A 26,493-nucleotide genomic window follows, 5' to 3' on the forward strand; every position below is an offset into this window, starting at 1 on the left:
CGACTCCCCCTTTCGTACACAAGCGGGAATGCATTTCCGGTGTGCTTTCTTTAATATCCGGTAGCTTTGGCAGGAAAACTGTCGGTATCATCGGTTATTCTCTTATTTTTGCAGACTTATTTAAACAAGCATGGAACTCTCTAAAAATTATACACCTGCTGCTATTGAAGGCAAATGGTACCAGTATTGGATGGATAATGGCTATTTCCGTAGTAAACCGGACAATCGTCCTCCTTTTACCATTGTAATCCCTCCACCTAATGTTACGGGAGTACTGCACATGGGACATACCCTGAATGAAACCGTACAGGATATCCTGGTACGCCGCGCACGTATGACCGGCTTCAACGCCTGCTGGGTGCCGGGATCAGACCATGCTTCCATTGCTACAGAAGCCAAAGTAGTGAACATGCTCAAAACGGAAAAAGGAATTGAGAAATCCCAGCTTACCCGTGATGAGTTCCTTAAATATGCCTTTGAATGGAAAGATAAATACGGTGGTATTATCTATAACCAGATCAAGAAACTGGGATGTTCCTGCGACTGGGACCGTGTTACCTTCACCATGGATGATCATTACTATAAAGCCGTTATCAAGGTATTCAATGACCTCTATAATAAAGGTCTTATCTACCGCGGTGCAAGGATGATCAACTGGGACCCTAAAGCTAAAACTGCCCTGAGTGATGAAGAAGTACAGTACAAAGAAGTACAGGGTAAACTCTACTATGTAAAGTATGCCATCGCTGATTCTGAAGACCAGCTCACCGGTGATTACATCACCATCGCTACACAGCGTCCTGAAACCATTATGGGCGACAGCGCTATCTGCGTAAACCCTGATGATGAACGTTACCAGCACCTGGTTGGCCATTATGCCATCGTACCTCTGGTGAACCGCCGCATCCCTTTCATCTTTGATACTTACGTTGATAAAGAATTTGGTACCGGTGCACTGAAAGTAACGCCTGCACACGACATCAATGACTATAACCTGGGTCTGAAACACAACCTGGAAATAATAGATACACTGAACGATGATGGTACCCTCAGCACTGCTGCCGGTGTATTCATCGGTATGGACCGCTTCGCTGCCCGTAAGCAGGTGATCGCTACATTAAAAGAACAGGAACTCCTGGATAAAGAACAGGAATACACAACCCGTGTAGGTTACAGTGAACGTAACCCAACTACGGTAGTGGAACCCCGTATCAGTACACAGTGGTTCGTGAAGATGGCTGAACTCACCAAACCTGCGCTGGACGCAGTAGTAAATGGTGATGTAAATATACATCCCGGCGACCGCTTCCTGGCTACCTACAAGTACTGGATGGAAAATGTGAAGGACTGGTGTATCTCCCGTCAGCTGTGGTGGGGACAACGCATTCCTTCTTATTATGCACCGGATGGTACTTTCGAAGTAGCAGAAAGCATAGAAGAAGCAGTAGCTCAGTTTAAAGCGAAAGGTGTAATACTGGAAGCTGCCGATCTGCGCCAGGACGAAGATTGCCTGGATACCTGGTTCTCTTCCTGGTTATGGCCAATGGAAGTATTCAACGGTATTTCCCAGCCTGATAATGAAGAGATTAACTACTATTACCCAACATCCGTACTCGTTACAGGACAGGATATCATCTTCTTCTGGGTGGCGCGTATGATCATGGCAGGTGAGGAATACAAGAAAGTAAAACCTTTCAGCGATGTATACTTCACAGGTATGGTACGCGATAAGCTAGGCCGTAAGATGAGTAAACAGCTGAACAACTCTCCCGATCTGCTGGACCTCATAGAAAATTATGGAGCTGATGCCGTACGCTTCGGTATCATGATCTCCTCTCCTGCCGGTAATGACCTGCTGTTTGATGAGGCATCTCTGGAACAGGGCCGTTTCTTCTGTAACAAGATCTGGAACGCACTGAAACTGGTGAAGATGTGGGAAGAGCGTGGTACTATCGCCAACGCACCAGATGCTAATCATTTTGCGGTTGAGTGGTTTGAAAACAGACTGAATGAAGTACAGGCAGAGGTAGCAGAACTGTTCAAAGACTTTAAATTAAGCGAAGCGCTTAAAACTATATACAGCCTGGTATGGGATGATTTCTGCAGCTGGTACCTGGAATGGGTGAAGCCTGGTTTTGAACAGCCAATCGATGCGGTTATCTATCAGAAAACAGTGTATTTCTTTGAACAGCTGATGCAACTGCTGCATCCGTTCATGCCATTTGCTACGGAAGAGATCTATCAATTATTACAGGCACGTACTGCCGGTGATGACCTGATCGTGAAACAATTCACTACACCTGCTGCTACAAACGCAGACATCCTGTTACAGGGTGCATTGGCAAAAGAGGTAATCAGCAGCATTCGTGATGCACGTAACAAACATCAGCTGAAACCTAAAGATGCAATAAGTGTATACATTGATACTGTACAGGAAGAGGTGTTCAAACTGATTGAAGATACCCTATCCAAACAGGTGAATGCGAAATCCATTACCTACACTAAAACACCGGTAGCCGATTGTATTAACATCGTAGTACAGCAGGATAAGTTCTACCTGGAAACTGAAGTGGTACTGGACCCGGTTGCACAGAAAGAAGAATTACTGAAAGAACTGACCTATCAGCAGGGATTTTTAGTGTCTGTAGAGAAGAAGCTTGGTAACGAACGTTTTGTACAGAATGCCAAACCGGAAGTTGTTGAAGCTGAGCAGAAAAAGAAAGCGGATGCGGAGGCTAAAATAGCCGCCATTACGGAAAGTTTAAAATCACTATAATTTTCAGCATCGCCCGGACGTTAACTATTCCGGGCGATGTTTTTTATATCCCATTTGTACTATGCGGAAATATTATTTACTATCAGGGCTTTTTGTTGTTTTAGGCGCTATGCCGTTGTATGCACAATCCGGCAAGTCTAAAAAACCGGCCACAACTGCTGCTAAAACAACCTCTTTGCGGTTCCGCAGCACCTGGGGAATATTCCTCAGTGATACCCTGCCACGCCCGGAATTATTGAAACTACTGGACTCTGCACTGGTAGTAAGGGATGAAAAGAATAACAAATACCCTGTTGTTTCCTTCGACTTTACTTACGAGAAGAAGGAACCTTACCTGAATGACACTACCGGTAAACCCGGCATTTATACTGAATTTGTAGGAGATAGTTTTGATGGAGATAAGCTCCCCGCTTTCTGGGCTGCCCGTATTAAAGAGACATTGTCGAAAGGAGAAGTCCTCTATTTCGACAATATCACTGTACGTTATACCGGCGATAAATTATACCGGGTCCCAAAGCTGAAATTTAAAGTGAATTAGTAACTGAATAACTGTTGAAGTGGTATGATAAATTCTATACGCTGCTTCGCATTATCAGAAGGGTCCTGATCAAATAAGTGGCTGAAACGTACGCCGAAACTAAAGGGCAGTATGTTGCCAATCTTTGTATCAAAGAACATTTCTGCACCCGCAGAACTATATCTGTTATTGATCTTATCAATATAATCATACGCCCTGCTGTAATCATAGAACACATTTCCTCTTATTCTCATGATGTATAACATCTGTGCAAAGCCCCAGTCGGGATATGCAATAGGGAAATGATAGTTAGCCCCCAGCTTATAAACATGTGAATAGAAAGGTGTGTTATATCCCCTTGCATACACGAAGTTATCTGAGAAAGAATACCTGCGCATCGTATCCCTTTGCTGGTAAGCAGCATTTAACACAATACTGTGATTAGGAGAAAATCCCGGCAGGTAAAGATCCAGTCTGGCAAGAAACTGTTCTGAATATACACTGCTTAAAGAATGATTGTATTGTGCTACGAAATACTGACCAAAATGAGAGAAGATATTCTGCTGCCCTTTGATACGGAAATTGGTGAATACAAATGTATTACCCAGGTACTGTAAGTTAGGGTTGGTGAACTTGAAATTCCCGCGTGGGTATCTGTACAGGTTGTGGTAAGTAGATGTGAGTGACATCGTACGTCCATATAAACCGGAAGAAATATTCAGCGGAATAGTGATCCCTGCATGTACATCAGTTTCATCCCAGTATAAACGTCCTCTGCTACTGAATAAATCTGAGCGGTTGAATGTATAGGAAGCCCCTGCCTGTAAATATGGGAACCAGCCACCAAACAACATATTAGCACTTATAGCGGAGCTCCCTTCATTGCGGTTATATACATAACCGATGCTGGTGCTGGTAGTATTCAGGATGTTATTACCAATTAAAGAGAGGCTGTATGTAGGATCATAAAAAGCAGGGATCCAGCTATGGAACTTGAAGAACTGGAATGCCTGCGGATACTTCTTTACCGGGAAAAGATCATGTGGTGTTTTAGCGAGTATGCTGCCACCTTCCTGTAAATCCGGGCGTAGCCAGGCGCTGTGATAATTACGGCCGGTATCGATGGATTCCCATGACTGTGGCGTCTCATAGAGTTTATATCCTTTGCTGGTAAAGCCGGTATATGCTATTTCCTGTGTGGCAGGATCTATGGCAGCATGCAGTACACCGTTCGCGTTTTTAGTCACCTGATATACTTTCTTATCCGACTGCGTTACAGCGTATACATTATCTACATCTTTATAAGAAGCCGTGTAATAAATGGTATCATGTTGTACTTCGGGAATACCCAGTACTGTGTATTTGAAAGGCGTGAGCTGTTCTGTTTCTCCTGTTGTTACAGACTGGCGGATCATAGCCATTTGTCCCAGCTGATTACGAACATTACTGATGATGTATTGTTCATCCGAAGAGAACTTTGGATAAGTGTAATACCAGTTGTTTGGATTGGGTAAAGTCGTTTGTACTTTACCGGTTTCTCCGTCCAGCAGTTGTAAACTAAACTGTTGGGAAGGGAGTGTCAATACGGCTACGATACGTTTGCCGTCTGCGGTAATATCCGGAGAGAAATACCTTGTACCATGAGTGATGGTGGTGCTATGCCCTGTGGCTGTATTATACAGGCGGATGATGGAATAGTCTTTCCATGACCAGCGGGGATGGAAGCGGGCTTCTGTCCATATGATCCTGCCATTGCGGTAGCTGAAATAGTCGTCGAAGTTAACACCGGGGCGGGTAATGAGTTTTTGTTTACCGCTGCTGTCCAAGAGGAAAAACCCAGGGACTTTATTGTAAGCATCTTTGTAGACGAGCCATTCTCCGGGTTTTACGGCGTAAACGTATTTATAGTTGGTAACTGTTTTAGCTGTTGGTATTAACAGCTTTCCGGGAACGCTGTTTTCTTTGGCGTAATTGTTCCAGATGGGCTGGTATTCCTGTAGCATAGCCTCATAGAAGCCGGTGATATTTTTACCGGTACGTCTTTTCAGGCTTTGGGAGAAGGGGTAGAATAATCCTTTATAACGCACGGCATCTGTGGTAACGTCTTTCCAGAAGGTACGGCCATAATGTTCACGTCCGTAAACGCTCATCAGGTAGCCGAGGTTATAGTGATTGGGCATATAATCTACATAAGAACCGTTGCGGATTTTCATGTAGCTGTAGTTCTTTTTTTCTAATGAGAAGGCTCTGAACCCGTCGAAGAAAGATGGCAGTCGTCCTCTTCCCTGAGGGCTGAGGGCTGTTTCCATGGTAACGGCATCTCCTTCCCAGAACCAGTTAGGGACGGCTATGTTCGTAACAGCAGCCTGTCCCATTTCACCCAGTACATAGGAGGCTACTTTGGATACCCCCTGGCGGAAGTTACTGTTCTGCAGTACGTGGCGGTATTCATGTACGGCCAGTTGTTCTTCCCAGTTCAGTGATCCGAGGTCTGTTGATGATGGAGGTGGTGTAAGGTAAAATTCTGAGCGGAAAGGCCCCAGTTGCACATATCCGTTAGATTCCAGTGTCTGGTTCTGCAATACGATGTTTACTTTCTTTTGCAGGTCACCTATAGACGGGCGGGTGTATCTGTTGATGTATTGTACAAGGTTTGCCACCCGTTGTCCCTGTGCTTCCAGTCCTTTCGGAAAGATAATACGAACGGTATCAGTATTGATCTGGTTCCATTTCATAGATGGAGGGTTGCCACCAAACGTCTGTGCGAGTAAGGTTGCAGGGAATAGTACCAGGAGGAGACACGTTAAAGCTCTCATAACTTTGCTGTAGGTATAAACAAACAATATACGCAAATAATGCAGAACGCTTTATGCAAAACGATTAATTGCAGAAAGCGTTCTGCGTAAGCTCTGTATTTGTAGAAAACATAATAGGCTCCGTTAGGAGCCCCGTGTTTGTAGAAAATGTATAAATCAATTTAATTTGACTCCGTTAGGAGTCCCCTTCTAACTCGTAAATAGGGGACTCCTAACGGAGTCTATTGTGGAGAAGATAGATTGTTGCTACAAACACGGAGCTCCTAACGGAGCTTAATTAAAGATATCAGATCAGCACTCTGGAAGGCTAATAGGGATGTTAACGGCCAGGCCGCCATCGGAAGTTTCCTTGTATTTGCTGTTCATATCCAGTGCAGTTTCCCACATGGTTTTTACAACAGCATCCAGGGATACTTTGGCCAGTTCGGGGTTGCTTTGCAATGCCAGCTGGGAAGCTGTGATCGCTTTGATAGCCCCCATCGTATTACGTTCTATACAAGGTACCTGCACCAGGCCTCCAATAGGATCGCAGGTAAGGCCAAGGTGGTGCTCCATCGCAATTTCCGCTGCCATCAGCACCTGTCGCTGAGAGCCACCCAGGCATTCAGTAAGCGCCGCTGCTGCCATAGCAGAAGATACCCCGATTTCAGCCTGGCAACCGCCCATTGCTGCGGAGATAGTAGAGCGTTTCTTAAAGATGCTGCCTATTTCAGATGCCGTAAGCATAAACTGGATAATCTTGTCTTCGGAGTACCCATCGCAGAAGATGATGAAGTACTGTAATACTGCGGGGATCACACCGGCAGCACCATTGGTAGGTGCTGTTACCACACGTCCAAAGGACGCATTTTCTTCATTTACCGCCAGGGCAAAACAGCTCACCCAGTCCAGCGTATAGGCAAAGTGGTTACCACCCTGCCGGATAGCCGTTACCCAGGAGTCATAGTCTGAATAGGCAGTGCCTTTGATCAGTCTTTTGTTAAGCGCTGCCGCACGACGGGCAACTTTTAGTCCGCCCGGGAGTTCGCCTGCTGTATGAGAACCCCGGAAAGTGCATTCTTTCATCACTTTCCATATACTGAGAATACCATTTCTTGTTTCTTCTTCTGAACGCCAGGCATGCTCATTTTCCATTACCAGTTCGGAAATAGAGTAACCGGTTTTGATACAAAACTGTAACAGCTGACGAGCAGTATCTATCGGGAAAGGTAAATCCACCTGTGGGGTATTTCTCCCTTTCTCCTCTCCTTCTCTTACTACAAAACCACCACCAATAGAGTAATAGGTAACAGCCTGTTGTTCACCGTCCAGGAAAGTTACCAGGAAAGTAAGGGCATTGGGATGGAAGGGCAGGGATTCTTCGTAGAGGAAAGTAATATCTTCCAGAGGATCGAATGTAACCGGTTGGCTACCACCCAGTAACATGGTTTTATTACGGCGGATATTATCAGTTTTTTCGTTGATCTGGTTTACATCAAATGTAACAGGATCATCTCCGCAGAGACCAAGGAGAACAGCGATATCCGTACCATGTCCATGGCCGGTTTTGGCCAGCGATCCGTATAATAAAACGCTTACATGCTCTACAGTGGATAGTTGGCGTCCGTTCTGCTGTATTTCCTGCAGGAATTGGAGAGCTGCCCGCCACGGACCTAATGTGTGAGAACTGGAAGGACCTACTCCAATTTTAAAGATGTCGAATACCGAAATACATTCGTGTGCCACGTGGTTCGTAATTTGAACAAATTTAGTGTATTCCGGGTATGAAATGACAAATCCCGGTACTGTGTACCGGGATCTGACTATTATATTATTTTAGCTTACAACGGATTCTTCAGGTCTGTCATCTCAATATCAAATATCAGGATAGAATTTGCAGGTATGCCTGGTTGTGCCTGTCTGCCATATGCCCAGTAAGAAGGCAGATACAATGTTATTTTACCACCCTTGGTGATCTTTGTTAATCCAAACTGCCAGCCACCTATTAATCCACTATAAGTAAACGTGCGGGGAGTAGTACCTGTAGAATCAAATACGGTACTGTCTGCCATCAGGCGACCTGTATACAATACATTTACTGTTGTTCCAAAATACTTTACGCTGTCTACGCCGTTACCTGGTACTGTAACATTGTAGTAAATCCCTGTAGCAGTGTCCAGCGTAGCTACCAGGTGATGTGTATCGATATAGGCCTTAATAGTAGCCACATCCGCCTTCAGCTGTGGACTGGCATCATAGTCTTTATCCTTTTTACACGCTGCCAGTAATACGAGGAATAATCCGCTCAACAGTACTAATTTTCTCATGACTTTTTGATATAATAAATAATGAAGTTACTTATTTGAAATCTACTACTTCTATCTCACAAACGAGGATAGAATTGGCTGCAATAATATTGCCTACCGCTTCATCGCCGAAGGCAAGCGGGGAAGGAATGATTGTAAAGATCTTACCCCCTTTCCCTATTTTCTGTAATACTATCTGCCAGCCCACGATATGGTCTTTCAATTTGCGTCCGTCGAAGTTGGTACTACCAAAAGAAGCATCCAGCAGGCTATCCTGAATATTACTACGGGAATAAATGATGGTAGGAACGGAATTGAGGGTCATGTGAACAGAATCCCCTGGTTCCTGGATTTTGTAATACAGACCGCTGGAATCCTTTACCATATCGGTAAGGCCATGAGCTTCAATGTATGCCCGGATAATTACATCCTCTTTATAAAGCGTTTCCAGTGCATCCATCTCAGACGAATCTGATTTGGAACAACCTGACAAGAGCAGTAATAAGAGACAATAGCGTAAAATTACCTTCATGACAGTATAACGGCTAAAAAAGGGCAAAGTTACAGCTAAATAAATGGAAAAGGGAGAAAGGCAAATGCCGTTTCTCCCTTTTGGATATTTTTCAGAAGTACTGATATTAGTAGTCCATTCCCATACCGTGACCGCCTGGCATTGCAGGGGCAGAGGATTTAGGTTCTGGTCTGTCTGCTATCACACATTCAGTAGTCAACAGCATACCAGCGATGGAAGCTGCATTTTCCAGAGCGATACGGGTAACTTTAGTTGGGTCAATAACACCAGCTGCCAGTAAGTTTTCGTAAACTTCTGTGCGGGCATTGAAACCGTAGTCACCTTTACCTTCTTTCACTTTCTGAACAACGATAGAACCTTCGATACCTGCGTTAGCAGTGATCTGGCGAAGAGGTTCTTCGATAGCACGTTTAACGATAGTTACACCAGTCTGTTCGTCTTTGTTATCAACTACCAGGGTGTCCAGGCTAGCGATAGCGCGGATGTAAGCAACACCACCACCAGGAACGATACCTTCTTCAACAGCAGCACGTGTAGCGTGCAGTGCATCGTCTACGCGGTCTTTCTTTTCTTTCATTTCCACTTCTGTAGCAGCACCAACGTACAGTACAGCAACACCACCACTTAATTTAGCAAGACGTTCCTGCAGTTTTTCGCGGTCGTAGTCTGAAGTAGTTGATTCGATCTGAGACTTGATCTGGTTGATACGAGCCTGGATCGCTTCTTTTTCGCCTTTACCACCAACAACGGTAGTATTGTCTTTATCGATAGTTACGGATTCTGCACGACCGAGGTAGCTCAGGTCAGCATTTTCCAGTTTGTAACCTTGTTCTTCGCTGATAACGATACCACCTGTAAGAACAGCGATATCCTGCAGCATTTCTTTTCTTCTGTCGCCAAAGCCCGGAGCCTTCACAGCAGATACTTTCAACTGACCACGCAGTTTGTTTACCACCAGGGTAGCTAATGCTTCACCTTCCAGATCTTCAGCGATGATCAGCAGTTGATGACCATTCTGAACGATTTTTTCGAGGATGTGCAGGATATCCTTCAGGGTGCTGATCTTCTTATCGTAGATCAGGATGTAAGGATTCTGCAGCTCAGCGTGCATTTTTTCGCTGTTGGTGATGAAGTAAGGAGACAGGTAACCACGGTCGAACTGCATACCTTCTACTACTTCTACAGTAGTTTCGGTACCCTTAGCTTCTTCTACAGTGATAACACCATCTTTGGTTACTTTATCCATTGCTTCAGCGATCAGCTTACCAATAGTAGCATCGTTGTTAGCAGAGATAGCAGCAACCTGTTCGATTTTCTTGATATCGTTACCAACGCTTTCGGATTGTTTCTTCAGGTTTTCAACAACAACTTTAACAGCTTTGTCGATACCACGTTTCAGATCCATTGGGTTAGCACCGGCAGCTACGTTCTTCAGACCTTCGCTGATGATAGACTGAGCAAGAACGGTAGCAGTAGTAGTACCATCACCAGCAATATCTGCTGTTTTGGAAGCTACTTCTTTCACCATCTGGGCGCCCATGTTCTCAATAGGATCTTCCAGTTCTATTTCTTTAGCAACGCTCACACCATCCTTGGTTAAGGAAGGAGCGCCGAATTTCTTTTCAATTACTACGTTACGACCTTTAGGTCCCAGGGTTACCTTAACGGCATCAGCCAGGATATCTACGCCCTTCTTCATTTTGTTGCGGGCTTCGATATTGAAAAATATTTGTTTTGCCATAATAGCTTGCGATTTTAACGATTTTTAAGATTTCTTGGGTTCAGCCTGTTTAATTAAACAATTGCTAAAATGTCAGATTCACGCATGATTAAGTAATCATCTCCTTCGATACTGATCTCGGTACCGGAGTACTTGCCGTATAATACAGTATCGCCCACTTTAACAGTTACCGGTTCATCTTTTTTACCAGGACCTGCAGCAACTACAGTACCTCTCTGTGGTTTCTCTTTTGCAGTATCCGGGATGATGATACCACCAGCAGTTTTCTCTTCAGCAGCTGCGGGTTTCACGATCACCCTGTCAGCCAAGGGTTTAATACTTAAATCTTTTGCCATATAATTATACTTTTTAAAAAGGTAAGTTGAGTATTATGCACTGAGGCCCTCGATAATTGTGCCAAGGCACTTTTCGGGTCAAATTTTCAGTTATCAAATATAGCTTTCTTATGCTCACTGACAAAAATGCCATTTTTTCAGACAAAACCTGACACGATCATTTAATGGCTTGTTAAAACAATATGTACCGGCAGCGGAAAGTTTGGAGTTCAGTTTTTTTCCCTAGCTTTGCGGCCTCATACAGTTCTTGATTATAAGATGATTAGTAGAAGAAATATCCGGGTTAAGGTGATGCAAACCCTTTATGCCCTGGAAACGATGGAGCCAGGTACAATAAAGCCAGGTGCGGCAACCAGCCTGTTGAATGAGAAGCTGGACCAGACCAGTCAGATCTTTACTTATTTACTCTATTGCCTGACGCAGGTGGCTCAGTATGCTGAGACAGATTCCCAGGCAAGAGCATCCAAGCACCTCCCTTCTGCTGCAGATCTGCGGGTGAACACAAAAATCGCCGGCAACGAATTCATTTTTCAGATTATTAATGATAAAGGCTTCCAGGTAAACCTGGAGCAGTGGAAGCTCAAATTCCTGCCCGAGCCGGATATGTTGCGGAAACTGTACAACGAGCTGGCAGCATCTGATACCTACAAGACTTATATACAGGACCCTGCCCGTACTAAAGCTGCGGAAAAGGAAATCATCGAATTCCTGTATAAAGAGATCATGTCAAAAAGCGAATTGTTCTTACAGCATATGGAAGACAGCTTCCTGCACTGGGGTGACGATGAGGAGATGATGACCCTCCTGATTGCCAACTACATGCATAAGCCACACCTGTTCAACTTCCTGCAGCTTATCAGTAAGGAAAAGCTGGACTATGCAAAAGAACTGCTGCTGACAGTGCTTGATAAGAAAGACTACTGCCTGGAACTGATCAAGCCTAAATTACAGAACTGGGATCCGGAACGTATCGCTGCGGTAGATATGCTGCTGATGGAAATGGGTGTATGTGAATTCCTCTACTTCCCTACTATTCCTACTAAGGTGACAATCAATGAGTATATAGACCTGGCCAAGGCATACAGCACCCCTCAGAGCGGGCAGTTTGTAAATGGTATCCTGGATAATATACTAAAAGACCTTGATGCGTCTAACCAGATAAAGAAGGTTGACCGTACAAAAAAATAGTTATTTTTGAGGTTAATGCATCTAAATATGAAAAAGCTATTCTTTATACTTGCCTGCGGCAGCCTGTTTCTGGGCGCATGCGGCTCAAATAACGGCAAAGGCGGCGATCAACAGAGTGCTGCTACCGATACAACAAAAGGTACTGCGAAAATCTCCTTTGAAGAACCAGTTCATAACTTTGGGAATGTTACGCAGGGAGAGAAGGTGGAATATTCATTCAAATTCACCAATACCGGTGACAGAGACCTGCTGATTACGGATGCAAGTTCCAGCTGTGGCTGTACTGTACCTGACTGGCCTAAAGAGCCTGTAAGACCCGGAAAAAGCGCTTATATGAAAGTAGTATTCAACAGTGCCGGCAAAGAAGGCTTCACTGAAAAGGAAATTACGATCAAAGCGAATACTAATCCGCCGGTAGTACAGGGACCTAAAATACAATGTACTGTGATCAAGCAGTAAACATACAAAACAACAAATACAAACTAATACAATGTACATGAACAATCTGGGCGTTTTATTGATGCCGACTGCAGGTGCCGGCGGTGGTGGTTCCGCAATGTCTTTATTATTTTTCGGGGGTATGATAGTGGTAATGTGGTTATTTATGATCCGCCCTCAGACTAAAAAAGCAAAGCTGCAGAAAGATTTTATCAACAACCTTCGTGAAGGTGATAAAGTAGTTACTATTGCAGGTATTCACGGTAAGGTGAAAAAGATTTATGATAACAATACATTACAGATAGAAGTTAGTCCGGGTACTTTCTTTACCATGGAACGTTCTGCTATCAGTATGGAATATACTTCAGCTCAGCAGAAAGCAGCTGAAACAGCTACAAAATAATTGCAGTCTACAGATTGCGCATCCCAAATTCCCCTGCGGAGTTTGGGATTTTTTTTTGAATTTGCAGCCGTATGTTAAAAGTAGGTATCACAGGAGGTATTGGTTCGGGCAAGAGCACCGTCTCCCGGATCTTTGAATTACTGGGCATCCCGGTATATTATGCAGATACTGCTGCCAAAGAGATCATGCAAACAGATGAAGCCCTGAAAACAGCTGTAAAAGAGCATTTCGGAGCAGAGATCTATGGGCCGGACGGGAAACTGGACCGGGCAGCACTGGGCAAAATCGTGTTTAATGATAAAGACAAACTGGAACTGCTGAATTCCATCGTACACCCCGCTACCATCAGGCATAGCGACGAATGGGCCAACAGACAAACCAGTCCCTATGTGATCAAGGAAGCAGCCCTCCTGTATGAATCCGGTTCCTTTCAATACCTGGATAAAATTATCGGTGTGTTTGCACCGCAACCCATGCGTATAGAGCGTGTTATGAAACGAGACCATGTGACCCGTGAAGAAGTGCTGGCGCGTATCAACAAACAGATAGACGACAATATCAAGATGCGCCTGTGCGATTATGTGATCCATAACGATGAGCAGCAAATGGTTATACCCCAGGTGCTGGCTTTGCATCAACAATTAATATCAATCTATGGGTAAAACCATTAATTCCGGGAAGGCAGTACCGGTGTTACTTTTAGAGTTACAGACCAATCATCCTACCCCGGTAAAGATCAGTGCAGGATTACTGAAGGAAGATGCCGGCGGGCGTACCTGTCAGCGTATGCCACTGAATGATAAGAAATCATTGTCCATTTTTAGTACCCTGCCCCCTAATGTACAATACCTGCTGCAACCCTGCACACAGGAAGCCATGGTATATAAAGAGCTGCAACTGAAGGAAAAGTTTCGGGATAACCCGGTAAAGTCCCAGACACTACAGCAGTATATCCAGGAAGGCATGCAGCTTTACCTGTACAATACTTTGCAGCAACTGCGCTCCTTAACACCTGTACTGCCCTGGTATACCATGATCACAGATGATAGTATGCTGCTGAAACATACGCGTCCTGCTGTAGTGAATAACTTCCCTCCCCAGTTATCCTTTGATCTGGTAAGAACGGATACGGGTGTTTTGCGACTTACTGGTACCATGACAGTCAACGGGCAGGCCTATCCCCTCTCCGACTTTGAACACTATGGGTTTGTTTTACGCAGCCGTGGAGAATTATTTATCCTGCCACCGGCTACGACGGAGATCTTAGAGAAACTACCGGGCGGATTTATGGATATCCCCGCTGCTCAGGAAGGAGATGTTTTGCAGCACCTTATTGAGCCCCTGAGTGCAACGTATCCGGTGAATAAGAGTATACTGATGGACAAGGCTTTTGTGGAAGCAGAGCCTGTGTGTAATATATGGTTAAGTGAACTGAACAAAGCGTTTTTAGTGCTGACCCCACAGTGGCAATATGGCAACTTTACCTTAGACGCGGGTGGCCCACCGATTGTAATACGCACTGAAGGGAATACACAATATGAGATAAAAAGAGATATTGAAACCGAGAAGGAAGTAACCACCTTTATCCGTTCCCTGCATGCGCGGTTTGCACAACAACAAAACGGATACTTTTACCTGCCTTTTGCAGATGCAGAAAAGAGCCAGTGGTTAGTGAAATGCTACCGCAAACTCACAGACCGCAATATTGGTGTATACGGGATGGACCAGCTGCAACACTTCCGCTACAATACACATGTACCGGTAATGGATGTCCGCTGGCACGGGGATGATAAAGACTGGTTCGACCTTGAAATAAAAGTGCATTACGGGGATATCTCCGTTCCCCTTACAGACATACAGAAAGCATTACAGCATAAACAGCCTCACCTGTTATTAAAAGACGGTACTATCGGGGTGATCCCGGAAGAGTGGCTGCATAAGTACGACCTGCTGTGGAAACTGGGGCAGATCCAGAAGGATAAATTAAGGCTCTCCCGGCTGCATTTCACCATTGCGCAGGAGATGCTGGAAGCCCAGGATACACCTGTGGACACCATGACAAAACTGCAACAGCTGCAGGCACAGTCTTCTCAGCACTTCCCCATCCCTCCTGCTATTCAGGCACAACTGCGTAACTATCAGCAGGCCGGCTTTGAGTGGATGTGTTTACTGGATGCAATGCGCTGGGGCGGATGCCTGGCAGATGATATGGGTTTGGGTAAAACCTTACAGACCATTACTTTCTTACAACACCTTACAGAGAAATACCCTGGTGAAACACACCTGGTTATTTGTCCTACTTCATTGATTTATAACTGGGAGAGTGAATTACAGAAATTCGCTCCTGGTTTACGCTATACCGTGTATCATGGTGCAAACCGGCAGTATGATGCAGATCTCTGGCGCGAAAAACAACTGATCATTACCAGTTATGGTACTGTACGCAGTGATATTGAAACGTTTAGTACACATGTTTTTGGATATGTAGTACTGGATGAAAGCCAGGTGATAAAAAACCCTTCTTCCCAGACTACAAGGGCTTTACAGGACCTGCAAAGCCGTAACCGCCTGATACTGAGTGGTACTCCTATTCAGAATAATACGATGGACCTCTATGCGCAGATGAACTTTGCGAACCCGGGTCTGCTGGGGAACCAGGCCTTCTTCCGCTCTGAGTTTGCCCAGCCCATTGATAAATTTGCGGATGCTGAAAAGGCAGGTCAATTGCGCCGGCTGATCTATCCCTTTTTATTACGCCGGACCAAAGAACAAATTGCGAAAGATCTCCCGGATAAAACGGAGATCATTATGTGGTGTGAAATGGGCGATGAGCAACGCCAGGCGTATAACCGTATCCGCGATTTCTACAAAGAGAAACTCTTAAACCGTATTAAAGAAGACGGGATGGCTTCCAGCACGATTTATGTATTGGAAGGTCTGACGCGTTTACGCCAGGTGTGTAATGCTCCTCAGCTGATAGAGGCAGAAGCTTCTATTAAGAGTTCCGTAAAGCTGGATGAACTGATGCGGGAGATTACAGAGAATACAGGGGCACATAAAGTGCTGGTGTTTTCTCAGTTTACGGGAATGCTGCAATTGATTTCGCGGTCGATGGAAGCTGCGGGCCTGCCTTTCCTCTACCTGGATGGGGGAACGAAAGCGGAAAACCGTCAACAGTTGGTGAAGCAGTTCCAGGAGGATGAGAGCGTACGGGTATTCCTGATCAGCTTAAAGGCCGGAGGTGTGGGGCTTACGCTCACTGCAGCGGATTATGTATATCTTGTAGATCCCTGGTGGAATCCGGCCGCAGAGCAGCAGGCTATTGACCGTACACACCGTATAGGGCAACAGAACCCGGTTTTTGCTTATAAGATGATTTGTAAGGATAGTGTGGAAGAGAAGATCCTGGCTTTACAGCAGCGGAAAAAAATGATTGCGGATGATCTGATCAGTGAGGATACCGGTTTTGTGAAAAAGCTGACAGAGGAAGATGTGGCTTTCCTTTTCAGCTAAGTATTTTGGCCTCATTAAGTTATTTACGAAATTTGTATTATGTTATCGAGAACCATTCTTGCCTTTTTCCTTTTTGCATATACTGCTGCGTCAGCACAACCTCCGCAGCAACAAAAGCCTGAAGGGTTTAATATTCAGCGTGGTGTGAATCTCAATCACTGGTTATCCCAGACGGGGGGCCGCCGGGGTATTTCCCAATCAGAATATTTTACGGAAAAAGATATGGCCTTTATTGCGGAGAGTGGTTTCGATCATATCCGTATTCCTGTTGACGAAGCAGAACTCTGGGACTATAAAGATGAGAAGTTTAAGGATGCTTTTACCCTCTTGCATAAAACACTGGAATGGTGCAAACAATATCACCTGCGGGCTATCGTAGACCTGCATATCCTACGCAGCCATGATTTTAATGCGAAAGACCAGCCCCTCTGGGACCGCGATGCCTCCCAGGAACGTTTCCTGCAGGTATGGCGTGAGCTGAGTGCTGAGTTGAAGAAATACCCTGTCAGCCAGGTAGCTTACGAGCTGCTGAACGAACCGGTAGCTGACAGTGCCGAGCAATGGAACGATCTGCTGGCAAAAGGTATTCAGCTGATCCGTCAGCTGGAACCTAACCGTGTGATTATTGCGGGTAGTAATCAGTATGAGTCTTACAGCACTTTGCCCCAGTTAAAAATACCAACTGGAGAAAGGCGCGTTATCCTCAGCTTCCACTACTACAATCCGTTCTATTTCACACACTACCAGGCCAGCTGGACCCGCCACAAAGATTATAGCGGGCCTATTCATTACCCGGGAGCTACTATTACACCTTACGAACTGAATGAACAACCTGCTACTATACGAAATCTACTGGCAGGCAGTACACAGGAATACGATGAAGATGTAATAATGAACCAGATGGATATAGCAGTGAAAGCAGCAAAGAAGATGAAACTAAGCCTTTACTGCGGAGAGTTCGGATGTTTAAATACGGTTCCCCGAAAAGACAGATTGCGATGGTTCAGGGATATGAGGAATGCCTTTGAGAAGAACGGAATAGCCTGGACGTTATGGGATTATAAAGGGGCTTTCGGAATAGTAGATGATGAAGGGACCCCTGATAAGAAACTGATTAAGATATTGATGAAGGATTAAGCATATTTTTATGAAGGGAACCGGCGTCTATGACGTCGGTTTTTTATTTAAACCGGTAATATATTACCGATCAAGGCTGAATTGAGTAATTATTGAGGTTTCAGAGGGGGAAATCAGTAATATATTACCGATTAAAGGAATTATTGATTTTAATTCTTAGTATATTTGTTTAAATCAGTAATATATTACCGATGACAATTTTGGAAATAGGAGATGTAATGAGAAAAAGAAGGGAATCTCTGCATCTGAAACAAGAAGATCTTTCAGAGATGAGTGGAGTTGGTATTAAAACAATTCATCTTATTGAGAAAGGTGAGGGAAATCCTTCTTATGAAACCTTAATAAAACTGTTTACTATCCTTGGAATGGAGTTAATAGCGAAGATCAAAACAATCAACTGATGCAGAAAGGTGAAGTATATAGTAATGGTGTACTAGCCGGATATCTTGAAAAAAGAGCCCCCGATGATTATTATTTTATTTATGACGATAATTATTTAGCTGATACTTCTCTTCCTGCAGTAAGCCTGACATTACCCAAATCCAATAACCAGTACAGAAGTAATGTACTTTTTCCCTTCTTTGCCGGTCTTCTATCAGAAGGTATTAATAAAAGTATCCAATGTAGGTTACTGAGGATTGATGAAGACGATGATTTCACCCGTTTACTACGTACTGCATGTGAGGATACTATTGGTGCTATAACCGTAAAAGAAATAACTAATTAATACAATGTGCCCTGGATGTTATAAACCTGATCATGACACTTATTGTCCTAACTGCTGCAAATTATTATTTGATGGCAAGAAGGTAAGTCATATTTTATCTTTTGACACACCTGCGGATGACAACTTATCTATCTTTCAGGAAAAGACAAAAAGACTGTCTATTTCCGGAGTACAATTAAAATACTCTCTCAGACTGGAGGGTAATGAACTTGTATTAACAAATAAGGGTGGTCAGTATATATTAAAACCGATTCCGCCAGGTATACAAATTGCCGAAGCATCACAGGCTCCTGAAAATGAACACCTGACTATGCAGATTGCATCACGTGCCTTTCGCTTGGATACAGCCAGCAATGCGTTGATTTATTTTAAGGATGGGAGTCCTGCATACATAACACGCAGATTTGATGTTAAGGAAGATGGAAGCAAGTATCCTCAGGAAGATATGGCTCAACTTAGTGGCAGGAGCAAACAAACTGTAGGTGAGAATTTTAAATATGAAGGAACCTACGAAGAGATAGGTGGGTTGATCAGTAAATATGTAACGGCGACTATACCGGACCTTGAAAATCTCTTTAAGGTAGTTGTTTTTAATTATGTGATGTCGAACGGGGATGCACATCTTAAAAACTTCTCTCTCGTACAGGGGCCTATGGGTGATTATCACCTGTCAAGGGCGTATGATCTGATGAGTACAGTTTTACACATGCCCAATGAATCGGACACTGCACTGGATTTATATAAAGGTGATATGAATGTGGATAATGAGTTTTATGCTATTCATGGTTGCTATGGACAGCCTCATTTCAGGGAACTAGGTCGCAGATTAGGATTGATGCCTGTAAGAATAGAGCGTATATTGACAAACGTATTTGTTATTTCTGATGAGGTACGTTCAATGATCAGTGATTCATTCCTTAGTGAAAAGGCTAAAAAGAAGTACCTGGAGGCCTATAATAAGAAATTAAAAATGATGGGACTAACTAAAACCATCATTTTCCCCTATCAGGGTGATGAAAAGGATGTCTGCTTAACCTTTATACGAGGGGAAAATATTACAGGGCGATTCCAGTCAATGGATAAGTCGGGGGTTTTAGAAAAGGATAATAAATACCTGTTCATTGAAACAGACAAAATAGAACAGTATAAGAAAACGCATGATCCTCAACTATTGACACTTGTTGATGGAGATATGCTCGTTAATATAGAGCTACAATAATATAGCAGAACACTAATAAAAAAGCCCCGGGATAATCCCGGGGCTTTTCTGTATCAAACATTTTAAGATAGTCTTACTTTTTAGCGGTAGCAGGTTCAGACACAACTTTCGCAACGATAGCATCGCTTTCGTCAGAGAGCTTGTTCTTCCTGTCGAAGTCTACCAGTACTGGTGCTGCCACGAAGATGGAAGAGTAAGTACCGGTTACCACACCTATCAGCATTGCGAAGGCGAATCCGCGGGTTACTTCACCACCGAAGATGAACAGGATCAGGATGGTCAGGAACACTGTGAGGGAAGTCATTACGGTACGGCTTAAGGTAGCGTTGATGGCTTTGTTGATCACGAAGTCTCTGCTTTCACCCTTGAAAGTTCCGGTACGGAAGTATTCACGGATACGGTCGAATACGATCACGGTATCATTCATCGAGAACCCGATTACCGTTAGTATAGCCGCAATGAAGTGCTGGTCAACTTCCAGTGCAAATGGTACGATATCGCGGCAGTATGAGAATACAGCCAGGGTTACCATTACGTCATGCAACAGGGAGAAGATAGTACCAACAGAATATTGCCATTTGCTGAAACGGATCAGGATGTACAGGAAGATTACCACCAGGGATAATATGGTTGCTTTCACCGCACCCGCACGTAAGTCGTCCGAGATGGTTGGTGATACTGTCTGAGAAGCAATAACATAACGGTTGGAGAATACTTCGTAAGTAACTGAAGGATCATAGAACTTCTTTAGTCCCTGATACAGTTTCTCACTTACTTCCTTATCCACCGCCAGGCTCTGTTCATCAATCTTGTAGTTGGTAGTGATGTTGAGCTGGTTGGTGTTACCGATTGTTTTCACATACGGTTCAGAGCCGTATATTTTCTCCAGGTCAGCACGTACTTCTTCCGTTTTCATTGGCTGCTCGAAGCGGACAGTGTAGTTACGGCCACCGTCAAAGTCAACACCGTGACGGAAACCATGGAAGAAGGAAGATGCACCTAACAGGATCATAACAGTAGAGATCACGTATGCATACTTTCTTTTTCCTACGAAGTCGAAAGAAGCATGTTTGAAGATCCTACGGGAGATCGGAGTGAAGTATTCAAAGTGTCTTTTCTTGTTTGTCCAGTAGTCTGTTACGATACGGGAAACCATGATACCACAGAACAGGGACAACAGCAAACCGATGATCTGTGTGGTAGCAAAGCCCAGTACAGGACCAAGACCGAAGTAGAACAGGATACAGGCAGTTAACAGGGAAGTGATGTGACCATCCAGGATAGGCGCATATGACTTCTTGTAACCGTCTTCTACTGCCTGCTGGTAAGATTTACCGCGGGACAGTTCATCCTTTATACGTTCGAATATGATTACGTTCGTATCCACTGCCATACCGATAGTCAGTACCAGACCGGCGATACCAGGCATTGTCAGTGTTGCACCAAGCGATGCAAGGATACCGAAAGTGAACAGTAAGTTCAGGATCAGTGCGATGTTAGCTACCCATCCTGCGCTGTTGTAGTACACCAGCATCAGAACGAAGATAACAACGAAAGAGATCATGAATGATTTAGCACCAGCGGCGATAGATTCAGCACCGAGGGTTGGTCCAACAACCATTTCCTGGACAATTTTGGCAGGAGCCGGCATTTTACCGGATTTCAGGATGTTGGCAAGGTCTTTCGCTTCTTCCAGGGTAAAGGAACCCGTGATAGAGGAACGGCCACCGGCTATTTCATTTAATATAGATGGTGCGGAATAAACGATGCTATCCAGCACAACTGCTACGTAGTTAAAAGTAGAGCGGTCTTCAGGATTGGAAGGCGCCAGTTCCCCGGTCAGCTTTTTCCATTCCCTTGCACCAACGGCGTCCATCGTCATGCTGATTTCAGGGCTACCGTTCTGGTCAAAGTCCTGTCTTGCATCTACCACGCTTTCACCACCCACACGTGGAGTAGGGTTAGCAGGGTTTATTTTCAGTGCGAACACTTCCAGCGGACCGTGCTTGTCTTCTTTATTTTCAGGACCGTAAGCGAATACCAGGTCTTTAGGCAGGATGTTTCTTACAGCCGGTAATTGCAGGTACTGTTTGAAAGTAGCTGTATCCGACGGAGAGATCATACCTACAGTAGAACTTGGGATGATACGACCATCCTGTGTAATATAAGGATGCAGGATAGCAAACAGCGGATTAGCCGCAATTGCTTCTTTTTCCAGATCTGCCTTTGCTTTGGCAGAATCAACAGCATTCTTGGCTTTACCAGTGTCTTTAGACAGGTAAGACGCAAGGCTACCGGTTTTAGAAGTATCCGTTGCAGCTTTGGCAACAGCAGCGGTGCTATCTGTCTTAGTGGTATCTACTGCTTTTTTACCGCTGAGTGAGTTCTTTACAGCCTCATTCATAGGCTGCAGGACGTTGGTCACGAAATCCTGACCATTCCTGTACACTTCACGGAATTCGAGGTTTGCAGTTGCCTGCAGGTATCTTCTTACACGTTCAGGATTGTCAACACCGGCCAGCTCTACAGAGATGATACCTTTGTTTTCGTCCAGACTGATGTTTGGAGAAGCAACCCCGAACTTATCTATACGTTTCTGCAATACCAGGTAGGTATTTTTGATGGCAGCACTTGCCTCACGGCGAATGATGGTCAATACCTGCGAGTTACTGCTGTTGAAATTAATATCCTTCTGGTAAGCATTCGCGAAGATAGTAGCCAGACGACCCTCAGGCTGTACTTCTTCGTATGCTTGTCCGAACAATGTTACAAAATCAGACTGGCTGTTCTTTTTACGTTGAACTGCCAGTTCCAGCGCTTTGTTGAAAGCCGGATCTTTGGACTGTCCACTCAGAGAACGGATTACATCCTCCACACTAACATCCAGTACTACGTTCATACCACCCTGGAGATCAAGTCCGAGGTTCAGTTCTCTTTCCTTAGCCTTGGTATAGGAAACATACCATGGGAAACCCGCTATCTGTTTGTTGCTGGTGCTATCTAACAGTCTCTGCCTTCTGATTTTTATCAGTTCAGTCAGAGAATCCTGGTAAAAAGCCTGCAGCTCCTTATTGCCGGGATATTTCTGTTCGGCACTGGGAAATGCTCTACTGATGTCGTTCAAGGCTTGCGCATCTACTTTCTTCTCGTAGTTGCGAACCAAAAACGTGAAAGACAAATAATACACAGAGATAAGGATCAATGCACCGGCAAAAAATCTAACCAGTCCTTTAAGTTGCATATTGTTTCGGGTTTATAAAAAATTTTTAAGAGTTGCAAAGATAGAATTTAAATTGATATATTAAAGCCGTGCGAACATAGAAAAGAAAAAAGGTAGAGAATACTGATTATCAACACTTAATCTTACTTTTCTTTTTATAATTAATCCTTTAGTTATGCGTTTTTGCCATTTTTTTTGGTTGATTCTATTCCTTGCAGCCTGCAATACTAATAAATTTATGCAATCCACCAATTATCCTTCCGCAAACTCTTTTTTAGATACGCTTTTAAGAGCTCATTTACAGGAATTTACACCTATATATAATGAAGCTGCCAAATACCGGTTGCAGATCATCTATACCCGGATAGAAAGAGATGCTCAAAACCTCCCGCATTTCCATGATTATTCCTTCCGGGCGGATACTTCTGAGTACTTCTACCCTGCTTCTACAGTGAAACTACCTGCTGTTGCCCTGGCCCTGGAAAAACTCAATGACCTGCATATTGACAGAAATACACCTATGTTTACGGATAGTCTGGCTGGTATCACCCCGGCGGTAACAACAGATAGCTCGGCGGAGAACGGGCTGCCATCCGTAGCCCATTATATTAAAAAGATTCTGCTGGTGAGTGATAATGATGCTTTTAACAGGCTGTACGAGTTTATCGGGCAGGAGTCTTTTAACAAAAGCCTCCGGGCAAAGGGCTACCCCAATACGCAGATCCGGCACCGGGTGGGTTTGGGCGGCATATCAACAGAAGGTAACCGCCATACCAATGCTGTCTCCTTCCGCAAAGACGGGCAACTGGTATACCAGCAACCAGCCCTTTACAGCTCAATGGCTTTCTCCCCCCGGCACGACCAGATGGGCAGCGCTTATTACAATGATCAGCACACACTTGTGAATAGTCCGATGGATGCTTCTATGAAAAACAGGATACCGCTGGCAGACCTCCATCAGATGTTACGGAGCATAATTTTTCCGGAGTCTGTAACAAAAGCACAACGTTTCCGTTTAAAGGAAGGCGACTATCAATTTTTATATCATTGTATGTCAATGCAACCGGAAGAGTCTGTCTATCCTTCTTATGATACGGCAGCCTTTCCTCATAATTACGTGAAATTCCTGTTGTTTGGCCGGGAAAAGCAGCAAAACGAAGCAACCAATATCAGAATATTCAATAAACCTGGCTGGGCATATGGGTTCTTAACAGATGTAGCGTACATTGTTGATTTTGACAATAAGGTAGAATTTATGTTATCAGCCACTATGTATGTAAACGAGGATGGCATTCTCAGTGACGAACATTATCAGTTTGAAACAACGGGCGAACCCTTTATGAAAAGATTAGGTACAATTATTTACCAGTACGAACTACAACGCAAGAGAGAACATCTGCCGGATTTATCCCGGTTCAGAATGAGTTATAACAAATAATCAAACATCAAATACTAATTTAAAGAGAGCGTAATGGCAACAAAAACAAATCGTTTATGGGCAATAGCAGCCCTTGTGGTAATCGGAACCGGATTTACCGCGTGCTTGAAATCTGTTGATACAACCCCTTCCAGACCTGTAGCCGCATTTGCCGTTATTAATGGCATTGTGAGCAGTGTTGCTGTAGACTTTTATGATAATGGCTCTAAAGCTACAAGTGTTGTTTTAACGATGGGTTTCGCCGGTAGAAATTACCAGGCATATGGTGGTGTTCATAAGTTCGACTTTATGAAGACAACTACATCAACAGTATGGGCTACTTCCACACTGGTGTATGACTCACTGCAGTATTATACACTGGTAACTTACGGAGATTCATCTGCGGCCTATGTTAAACCGATCCATGATGATTTTACCGGCATATCTACCAGCAATGTAAATATCAGGTTTTTCAACTTAAGCCCTAATTCCGGTGCGGTAGATCTGTACGTATCAGATAAAAAAGTAGACAGTAACCTCACTTATGTGGGCAACAGCTCCGTAAGTACACTGTTTAAATCACTGTCCGGTATTTCCTCCGCCAGTACCATTAAGGTAACAGCGGCTGGTTCTACGACAGCCCTTGCTACATTAAATACTGCCATCCTGCAGGGTGGGTATGCATATACTCTTTTCCTGGCAGGACAGAAGGACAGCGTTGGTCCGCTGAAGCCTGTAGTAGGTTATGTACAGAGTCTTTATTAAGTTGTTTATCAAAATATAAGAGAAGGGATAACGGAGTATTTCGTTATCCCTTCTTCATTTTCTCCTATTTAGCTTTCTGCAAATCTTTACATTTCGATTCCAAATTTATTGTACGTTTGTCTCCAGTTAACCCAATAAAACTTTTATTATGACGAAGCAATTGGAATTAGCAGAAAGGCTGTCGAGGATATCCGAGCCGCAAACGATTAAAATGGCCAAATTAAGCCGTGAGCTGAAGGCCCAGGGGATAGACATCGTAGATCTGAGTATAGGAGAACCTGACTTTGATACTCCTGCGCACATCAGAGAGGCTGCCAAAAAAGCTATTGATGAAGGATTTACGCATTATACACCGGTGGCAGGTTATGCAGACCTGCGGCAGGCAGTGGTAAAGAAACTGCAGCGGGATAACGGCCTGGAATATACGCCTGAACAGATTATCGTATCTACGGGTGCGAAGCAGAGTATAGCGAACACCGTGTTAAGTGTGATCAACCCCGGCGATGAGGTGATCATCCCTACCCCCTACTGGGTAACTTATTCCGAATTAGTGAAACTCTGCCAGGGCGAAGTAGTATTTGTACCCTGCGGTATAGAAAATAAATATAAGATCACACCTGCACAGCTGGAGGCGGCTATTACGCCGAAGACAAAGCTGTTCATGTTCTCGTCTCCATGTAACCCTACGGGTTCTGTGTATTCCAAAGAAGAGTTGAAAGCACTGGCAGATGTATTTGCACGGTATCCGGGTATTTACATTATGGCAGATGAGATCTACGAGTATATTAACTATGTAGGTAAACATGAGAGCATTGCGCAGTTTGAAGGAATGCAGGAACGCACGATAATTATCAATGGTCTGAGTAAAGGTTTTGCCATGACCGGCTGGAGACTTGGCTATTTAGCTGCCCCTAAAGCTGTTTCCAAAGCTGCTGAAAATATACAGAGCCAGTTTACTTCTGCCACTTGTTCTATCACGCAAAGGGCAGCTGTTACTGCACTGACAGGTGATCTGAGTACTGCACATACCATGGTTGCGGAGTTCAGGGAAAGACGCAGACTGGTGTACGACCTTTTAAGGGTTATCCCGGGATTGAAGCTGATAGAGCCGGATGGGGCGTTTTATATGTTCCCGGATGTGAGTGCGTTCTTTGGAAAGTCTTTTGAGGGAGAGGTTATTAATAATGCAGATGATCTTTGCATGTATCTCCTGCACAAGGCGAATGTATCGCTGGTAACAGGTTCGGCGTTTGAACAACCCGATTGTATCAGGATGTCTTATGCGGCTTCAAGAGAAAAGCTGCAGGAAGGGATTAAGAGACTGGCAAAAGGATTAGGACAATTAGTGTAAACAGATATACTATCTATATAATAAAAAGCTCCGCCGGGAGCTTTTTTTATTTCTTTTAACATATGGCCCATAGCAGCATATTAATTGATTTATATATATTTGCACCTGTAAAT

21 protein-coding genes are annotated in these 26,493 nt (G+C 44.1%); 14 read left to right on the top strand and 7 right to left on the bottom strand.

Annotated elements, in window-relative coordinates:
• The first annotated feature begins 130 nt into the window (after positions 1-130).
• Both BMW86_RS01540 and BMW86_RS01545 read left to right on the top strand, forming a co-directional pair.
• Positions 131-2,776, top strand: coding sequence for a valine--tRNA ligase (locus BMW86_RS01540; RefSeq protein WP_089778302.1), 2,646 nt, complete (start codon positions 131-133; stop codon positions 2,774-2,776).
• A 61-nt stretch (positions 2,777-2,837) separates the two neighbouring features.
• Complete coding sequence (locus BMW86_RS01545) at positions 2,838-3,314, top strand: hypothetical protein (RefSeq protein WP_143056453.1); 477 nt, start codon at positions 2,838-2,840, stop codon at positions 3,312-3,314.
• Here the strand turns inward: BMW86_RS01545 and BMW86_RS01550 are convergent.
• From BMW86_RS01550 to groES, 6 genes are all read right to left on the bottom strand, one after another.
• Complete coding sequence (locus tag BMW86_RS01550) at positions 3,311-6,109, bottom strand: hypothetical protein (protein WP_089778305.1); 2,799 nt, start codon at positions 6,107-6,109, stop codon at positions 3,311-3,313. The two genes, BMW86_RS01545 and BMW86_RS01550, sit on opposite strands and share 4 nt — an antisense overlap.
• Before the next feature lie 291 nt (positions 6,110-6,400).
• Positions 6,401-7,834, bottom strand: a complete 1,434-nt coding sequence (locus BMW86_RS01555) for an L-serine ammonia-lyase (RefSeq protein ID WP_089778307.1) — start codon at positions 7,832-7,834, stop codon at positions 6,401-6,403.
• Between the two features lie 95 nt (positions 7,835-7,929).
• Positions 7,930-8,415, bottom strand: a complete 486-nt coding sequence (locus tag BMW86_RS01560; protein WP_089778309.1) for an FKBP-type peptidyl-prolyl cis-trans isomerase — start codon at positions 8,413-8,415, stop codon at positions 7,930-7,932.
• Between the two features lie 31 nt (positions 8,416-8,446).
• Positions 8,447-8,926: an FKBP-type peptidyl-prolyl cis-trans isomerase gene (locus BMW86_RS01565; protein ID WP_089778311.1), complete on the bottom strand. Its 480-nt coding sequence runs from the start codon at positions 8,924-8,926 to the stop codon at positions 8,447-8,449.
• A 106-nt stretch (positions 8,927-9,032) separates the two neighbouring features.
• A complete protein-coding gene (gene groL, locus BMW86_RS01570) occupies positions 9,033-10,670 on the bottom strand; it encodes a chaperonin GroEL (protein ID WP_410492552.1) in 1,638 nt (545 codons plus the stop codon).
• A 50-nt stretch (positions 10,671-10,720) separates the two neighbouring features.
• Positions 10,721-11,002, bottom strand: coding sequence for a co-chaperone GroES (gene groES, locus BMW86_RS01575; RefSeq protein ID WP_089778315.1), 282 nt, complete (start codon positions 11,000-11,002; stop codon positions 10,721-10,723).
• 258 nt (positions 11,003-11,260) lie between these two features.
• Between groES and nusB the strand changes: the two genes are divergently transcribed.
• The 9 genes from nusB to BMW86_RS01620 all read left to right on the top strand — a co-directional run bounded on the left by nusB (position 11,261) and on the right by BMW86_RS01620 (position 19,627).
• Positions 11,261-12,190 carry a transcription antitermination factor NusB gene (gene nusB / locus BMW86_RS01580; RefSeq protein ID WP_089778317.1) on the top strand — a complete coding sequence of 310 codons (930 nt, stop codon included), beginning with the start codon at positions 11,261-11,263 and terminating at the stop codon, positions 12,188-12,190.
• A 27-nt stretch (positions 12,191-12,217) separates the two neighbouring features.
• The gene (locus tag BMW86_RS01585; protein ID WP_218149090.1) at positions 12,218-12,649 is read left to right on the top strand and encodes a DUF1573 domain-containing protein; all 432 of its coding nucleotides are present in this window, start codon (positions 12,218-12,220) and stop codon (positions 12,647-12,649) included.
• A gap of 31 nt (positions 12,650-12,680) precedes the next feature.
• Positions 12,681-13,031, top strand: coding sequence for a preprotein translocase subunit YajC (gene yajC / locus BMW86_RS01590; protein WP_089778321.1), 351 nt, complete (start codon positions 12,681-12,683; stop codon positions 13,029-13,031).
• A 71-nt stretch (positions 13,032-13,102) separates the two neighbouring features.
• The gene (gene coaE / locus BMW86_RS01595; RefSeq protein WP_089778323.1) at positions 13,103-13,693 is read left to right on the top strand and encodes a dephospho-CoA kinase; all 591 of its coding nucleotides are present in this window, start codon (positions 13,103-13,105) and stop codon (positions 13,691-13,693) included.
• Positions 13,686-16,544, top strand: coding sequence for a DEAD/DEAH box helicase (locus BMW86_RS01600; protein ID WP_089778325.1), 2,859 nt, complete (start codon positions 13,686-13,688; stop codon positions 16,542-16,544). The genes coaE and BMW86_RS01600 overlap by 8 nt, the downstream gene beginning before the upstream one ends.
• A 39-nt stretch (positions 16,545-16,583) precedes the next feature.
• Complete coding sequence (locus BMW86_RS01605; RefSeq protein ID WP_089778327.1) at positions 16,584-17,681, top strand: glycoside hydrolase family 5 protein; 1,098 nt, start codon at positions 16,584-16,586, stop codon at positions 17,679-17,681.
• Positions 17,682-17,872: 191 nt separating this feature from the next.
• Entirely contained in the window at positions 17,873-18,082 is a 210-nt protein-coding gene (locus BMW86_RS01610; protein ID WP_089778329.1) for a helix-turn-helix domain-containing protein, read from the top strand.
• Positions 18,082-18,408, top strand: coding sequence for a HipA N-terminal domain-containing protein (locus BMW86_RS01615; RefSeq protein ID WP_089778331.1), 327 nt, complete (start codon positions 18,082-18,084; stop codon positions 18,406-18,408). Before BMW86_RS01610 ends, BMW86_RS01615 begins: the two co-directional genes overlap by 1 nt.
• A 4-nt stretch (positions 18,409-18,412) precedes the next feature.
• On the top strand, positions 18,413-19,627 hold the full coding sequence (locus tag BMW86_RS01620) for a HipA domain-containing protein (protein ID WP_089778333.1): 1,215 nt from the start codon (positions 18,413-18,415) through the stop codon (positions 19,625-19,627).
• Between the two features lie 73 nt (positions 19,628-19,700).
• Here BMW86_RS01620 and secDF read toward each other — a convergent pair whose 3' ends face one another.
• Positions 19,701-22,868, bottom strand: coding sequence for a protein translocase subunit SecDF (gene secDF / locus BMW86_RS01625; RefSeq protein ID WP_089778335.1), 3,168 nt, complete (start codon positions 22,866-22,868; stop codon positions 19,701-19,703).
• A 217-nt stretch (positions 22,869-23,085) separates the two neighbouring features.
• Here secDF and BMW86_RS01630 point away from each other — a divergent pair, with 217 nt between their 5' ends.
• The 3 genes from BMW86_RS01630 (at position 23,086) to BMW86_RS01640 (ending at position 26,380) form a co-directional block, all read left to right on the top strand.
• Entirely contained in the window at positions 23,086-24,285 is a 1,200-nt protein-coding gene (locus BMW86_RS01630; RefSeq protein ID WP_089778337.1) for a serine hydrolase, read from the top strand.
• A gap of 33 nt (positions 24,286-24,318) precedes the next feature.
• Complete coding sequence (locus tag BMW86_RS01635) at positions 24,319-25,029, top strand: DUF4397 domain-containing protein (RefSeq protein WP_089778339.1); 711 nt, start codon at positions 24,319-24,321, stop codon at positions 25,027-25,029.
• 148 nt (positions 25,030-25,177) lie between these two features.
• Positions 25,178-26,380: a pyridoxal phosphate-dependent aminotransferase gene (locus BMW86_RS01640; RefSeq protein ID WP_089778341.1), complete on the top strand. Its 1,203-nt coding sequence runs from the start codon at positions 25,178-25,180 to the stop codon at positions 26,378-26,380.
• The last annotated feature ends 113 nt before the right edge of the window (positions 26,381-26,493 follow it).

Source organism: Chitinophaga sp. YR573 (assembly GCF_900110995.1).
Classification (GTDB): Bacteria; Bacteroidota; Bacteroidia; order Chitinophagales; family Chitinophagaceae; genus Chitinophaga.

Coding starts and splice junctions, on each gene's coding strand:
- BMW86_RS01545 (WP_143056453.1), top strand. CDS start 2,838: ATGCGGAAATATTATTTACTATCAGGGCTTTTTGTTGTTTTAGGCGCT.
- BMW86_RS01610 (WP_089778329.1), top strand. CDS start 17,873: ATGACAATTTTGGAAATAGGAGATGTAATGAGAAAAAGAAGGGAATCT.
- BMW86_RS01605 (WP_089778327.1), top strand. CDS start 16,584: ATGTTATCGAGAACCATTCTTGCCTTTTTCCTTTTTGCATATACTGCT.
- nusB (WP_089778317.1), top strand. CDS start 11,261: ATGATTAGTAGAAGAAATATCCGGGTTAAGGTGATGCAAACCCTTTAT.
- BMW86_RS01560 (WP_089778309.1), bottom strand. CDS start 8,415: ATGAGAAAATTAGTACTGTTGAGCGGATTATTCCTCGTATTACTGGCA.
- BMW86_RS01615 (WP_089778331.1), top strand. CDS start 18,082: ATGCAGAAAGGTGAAGTATATAGTAATGGTGTACTAGCCGGATATCTT.
- groES (WP_089778315.1), bottom strand. CDS start 11,002: ATGGCAAAAGATTTAAGTATTAAACCCTTGGCTGACAGGGTGATCGTG.
- coaE (WP_089778323.1), top strand. CDS start 13,103: ATGTTAAAAGTAGGTATCACAGGAGGTATTGGTTCGGGCAAGAGCACC.
- BMW86_RS01600 (WP_089778325.1), top strand. CDS start 13,686: ATGGGTAAAACCATTAATTCCGGGAAGGCAGTACCGGTGTTACTTTTA.
- yajC (WP_089778321.1), top strand. CDS start 12,681: ATGTACATGAACAATCTGGGCGTTTTATTGATGCCGACTGCAGGTGCC.
- BMW86_RS01635 (WP_089778339.1), top strand. CDS start 24,319: ATGGCAACAAAAACAAATCGTTTATGGGCAATAGCAGCCCTTGTGGTA.
- secDF (WP_089778335.1), bottom strand. CDS start 22,868: ATGCAACTTAAAGGACTGGTTAGATTTTTTGCCGGTGCATTGATCCTT.
- BMW86_RS01540 (WP_089778302.1), top strand. CDS start 131: ATGGAACTCTCTAAAAATTATACACCTGCTGCTATTGAAGGCAAATGG.
- BMW86_RS01620 (WP_089778333.1), top strand. CDS start 18,413: ATGTGCCCTGGATGTTATAAACCTGATCATGACACTTATTGTCCTAAC.
- BMW86_RS01585 (WP_218149090.1), top strand. CDS start 12,218: ATGAAAAAGCTATTCTTTATACTTGCCTGCGGCAGCCTGTTTCTGGGC.
- BMW86_RS01630 (WP_089778337.1), top strand. CDS start 23,086: ATGCAATCCACCAATTATCCTTCCGCAAACTCTTTTTTAGATACGCTT.
- BMW86_RS01550 (WP_089778305.1), bottom strand. CDS start 6,109: ATGAGAGCTTTAACGTGTCTCCTCCTGGTACTATTCCCTGCAACCTTA.
- BMW86_RS01640 (WP_089778341.1), top strand. CDS start 25,178: ATGACGAAGCAATTGGAATTAGCAGAAAGGCTGTCGAGGATATCCGAG.
- BMW86_RS01565 (WP_089778311.1), bottom strand. CDS start 8,926: ATGAAGGTAATTTTACGCTATTGTCTCTTATTACTGCTCTTGTCAGGT.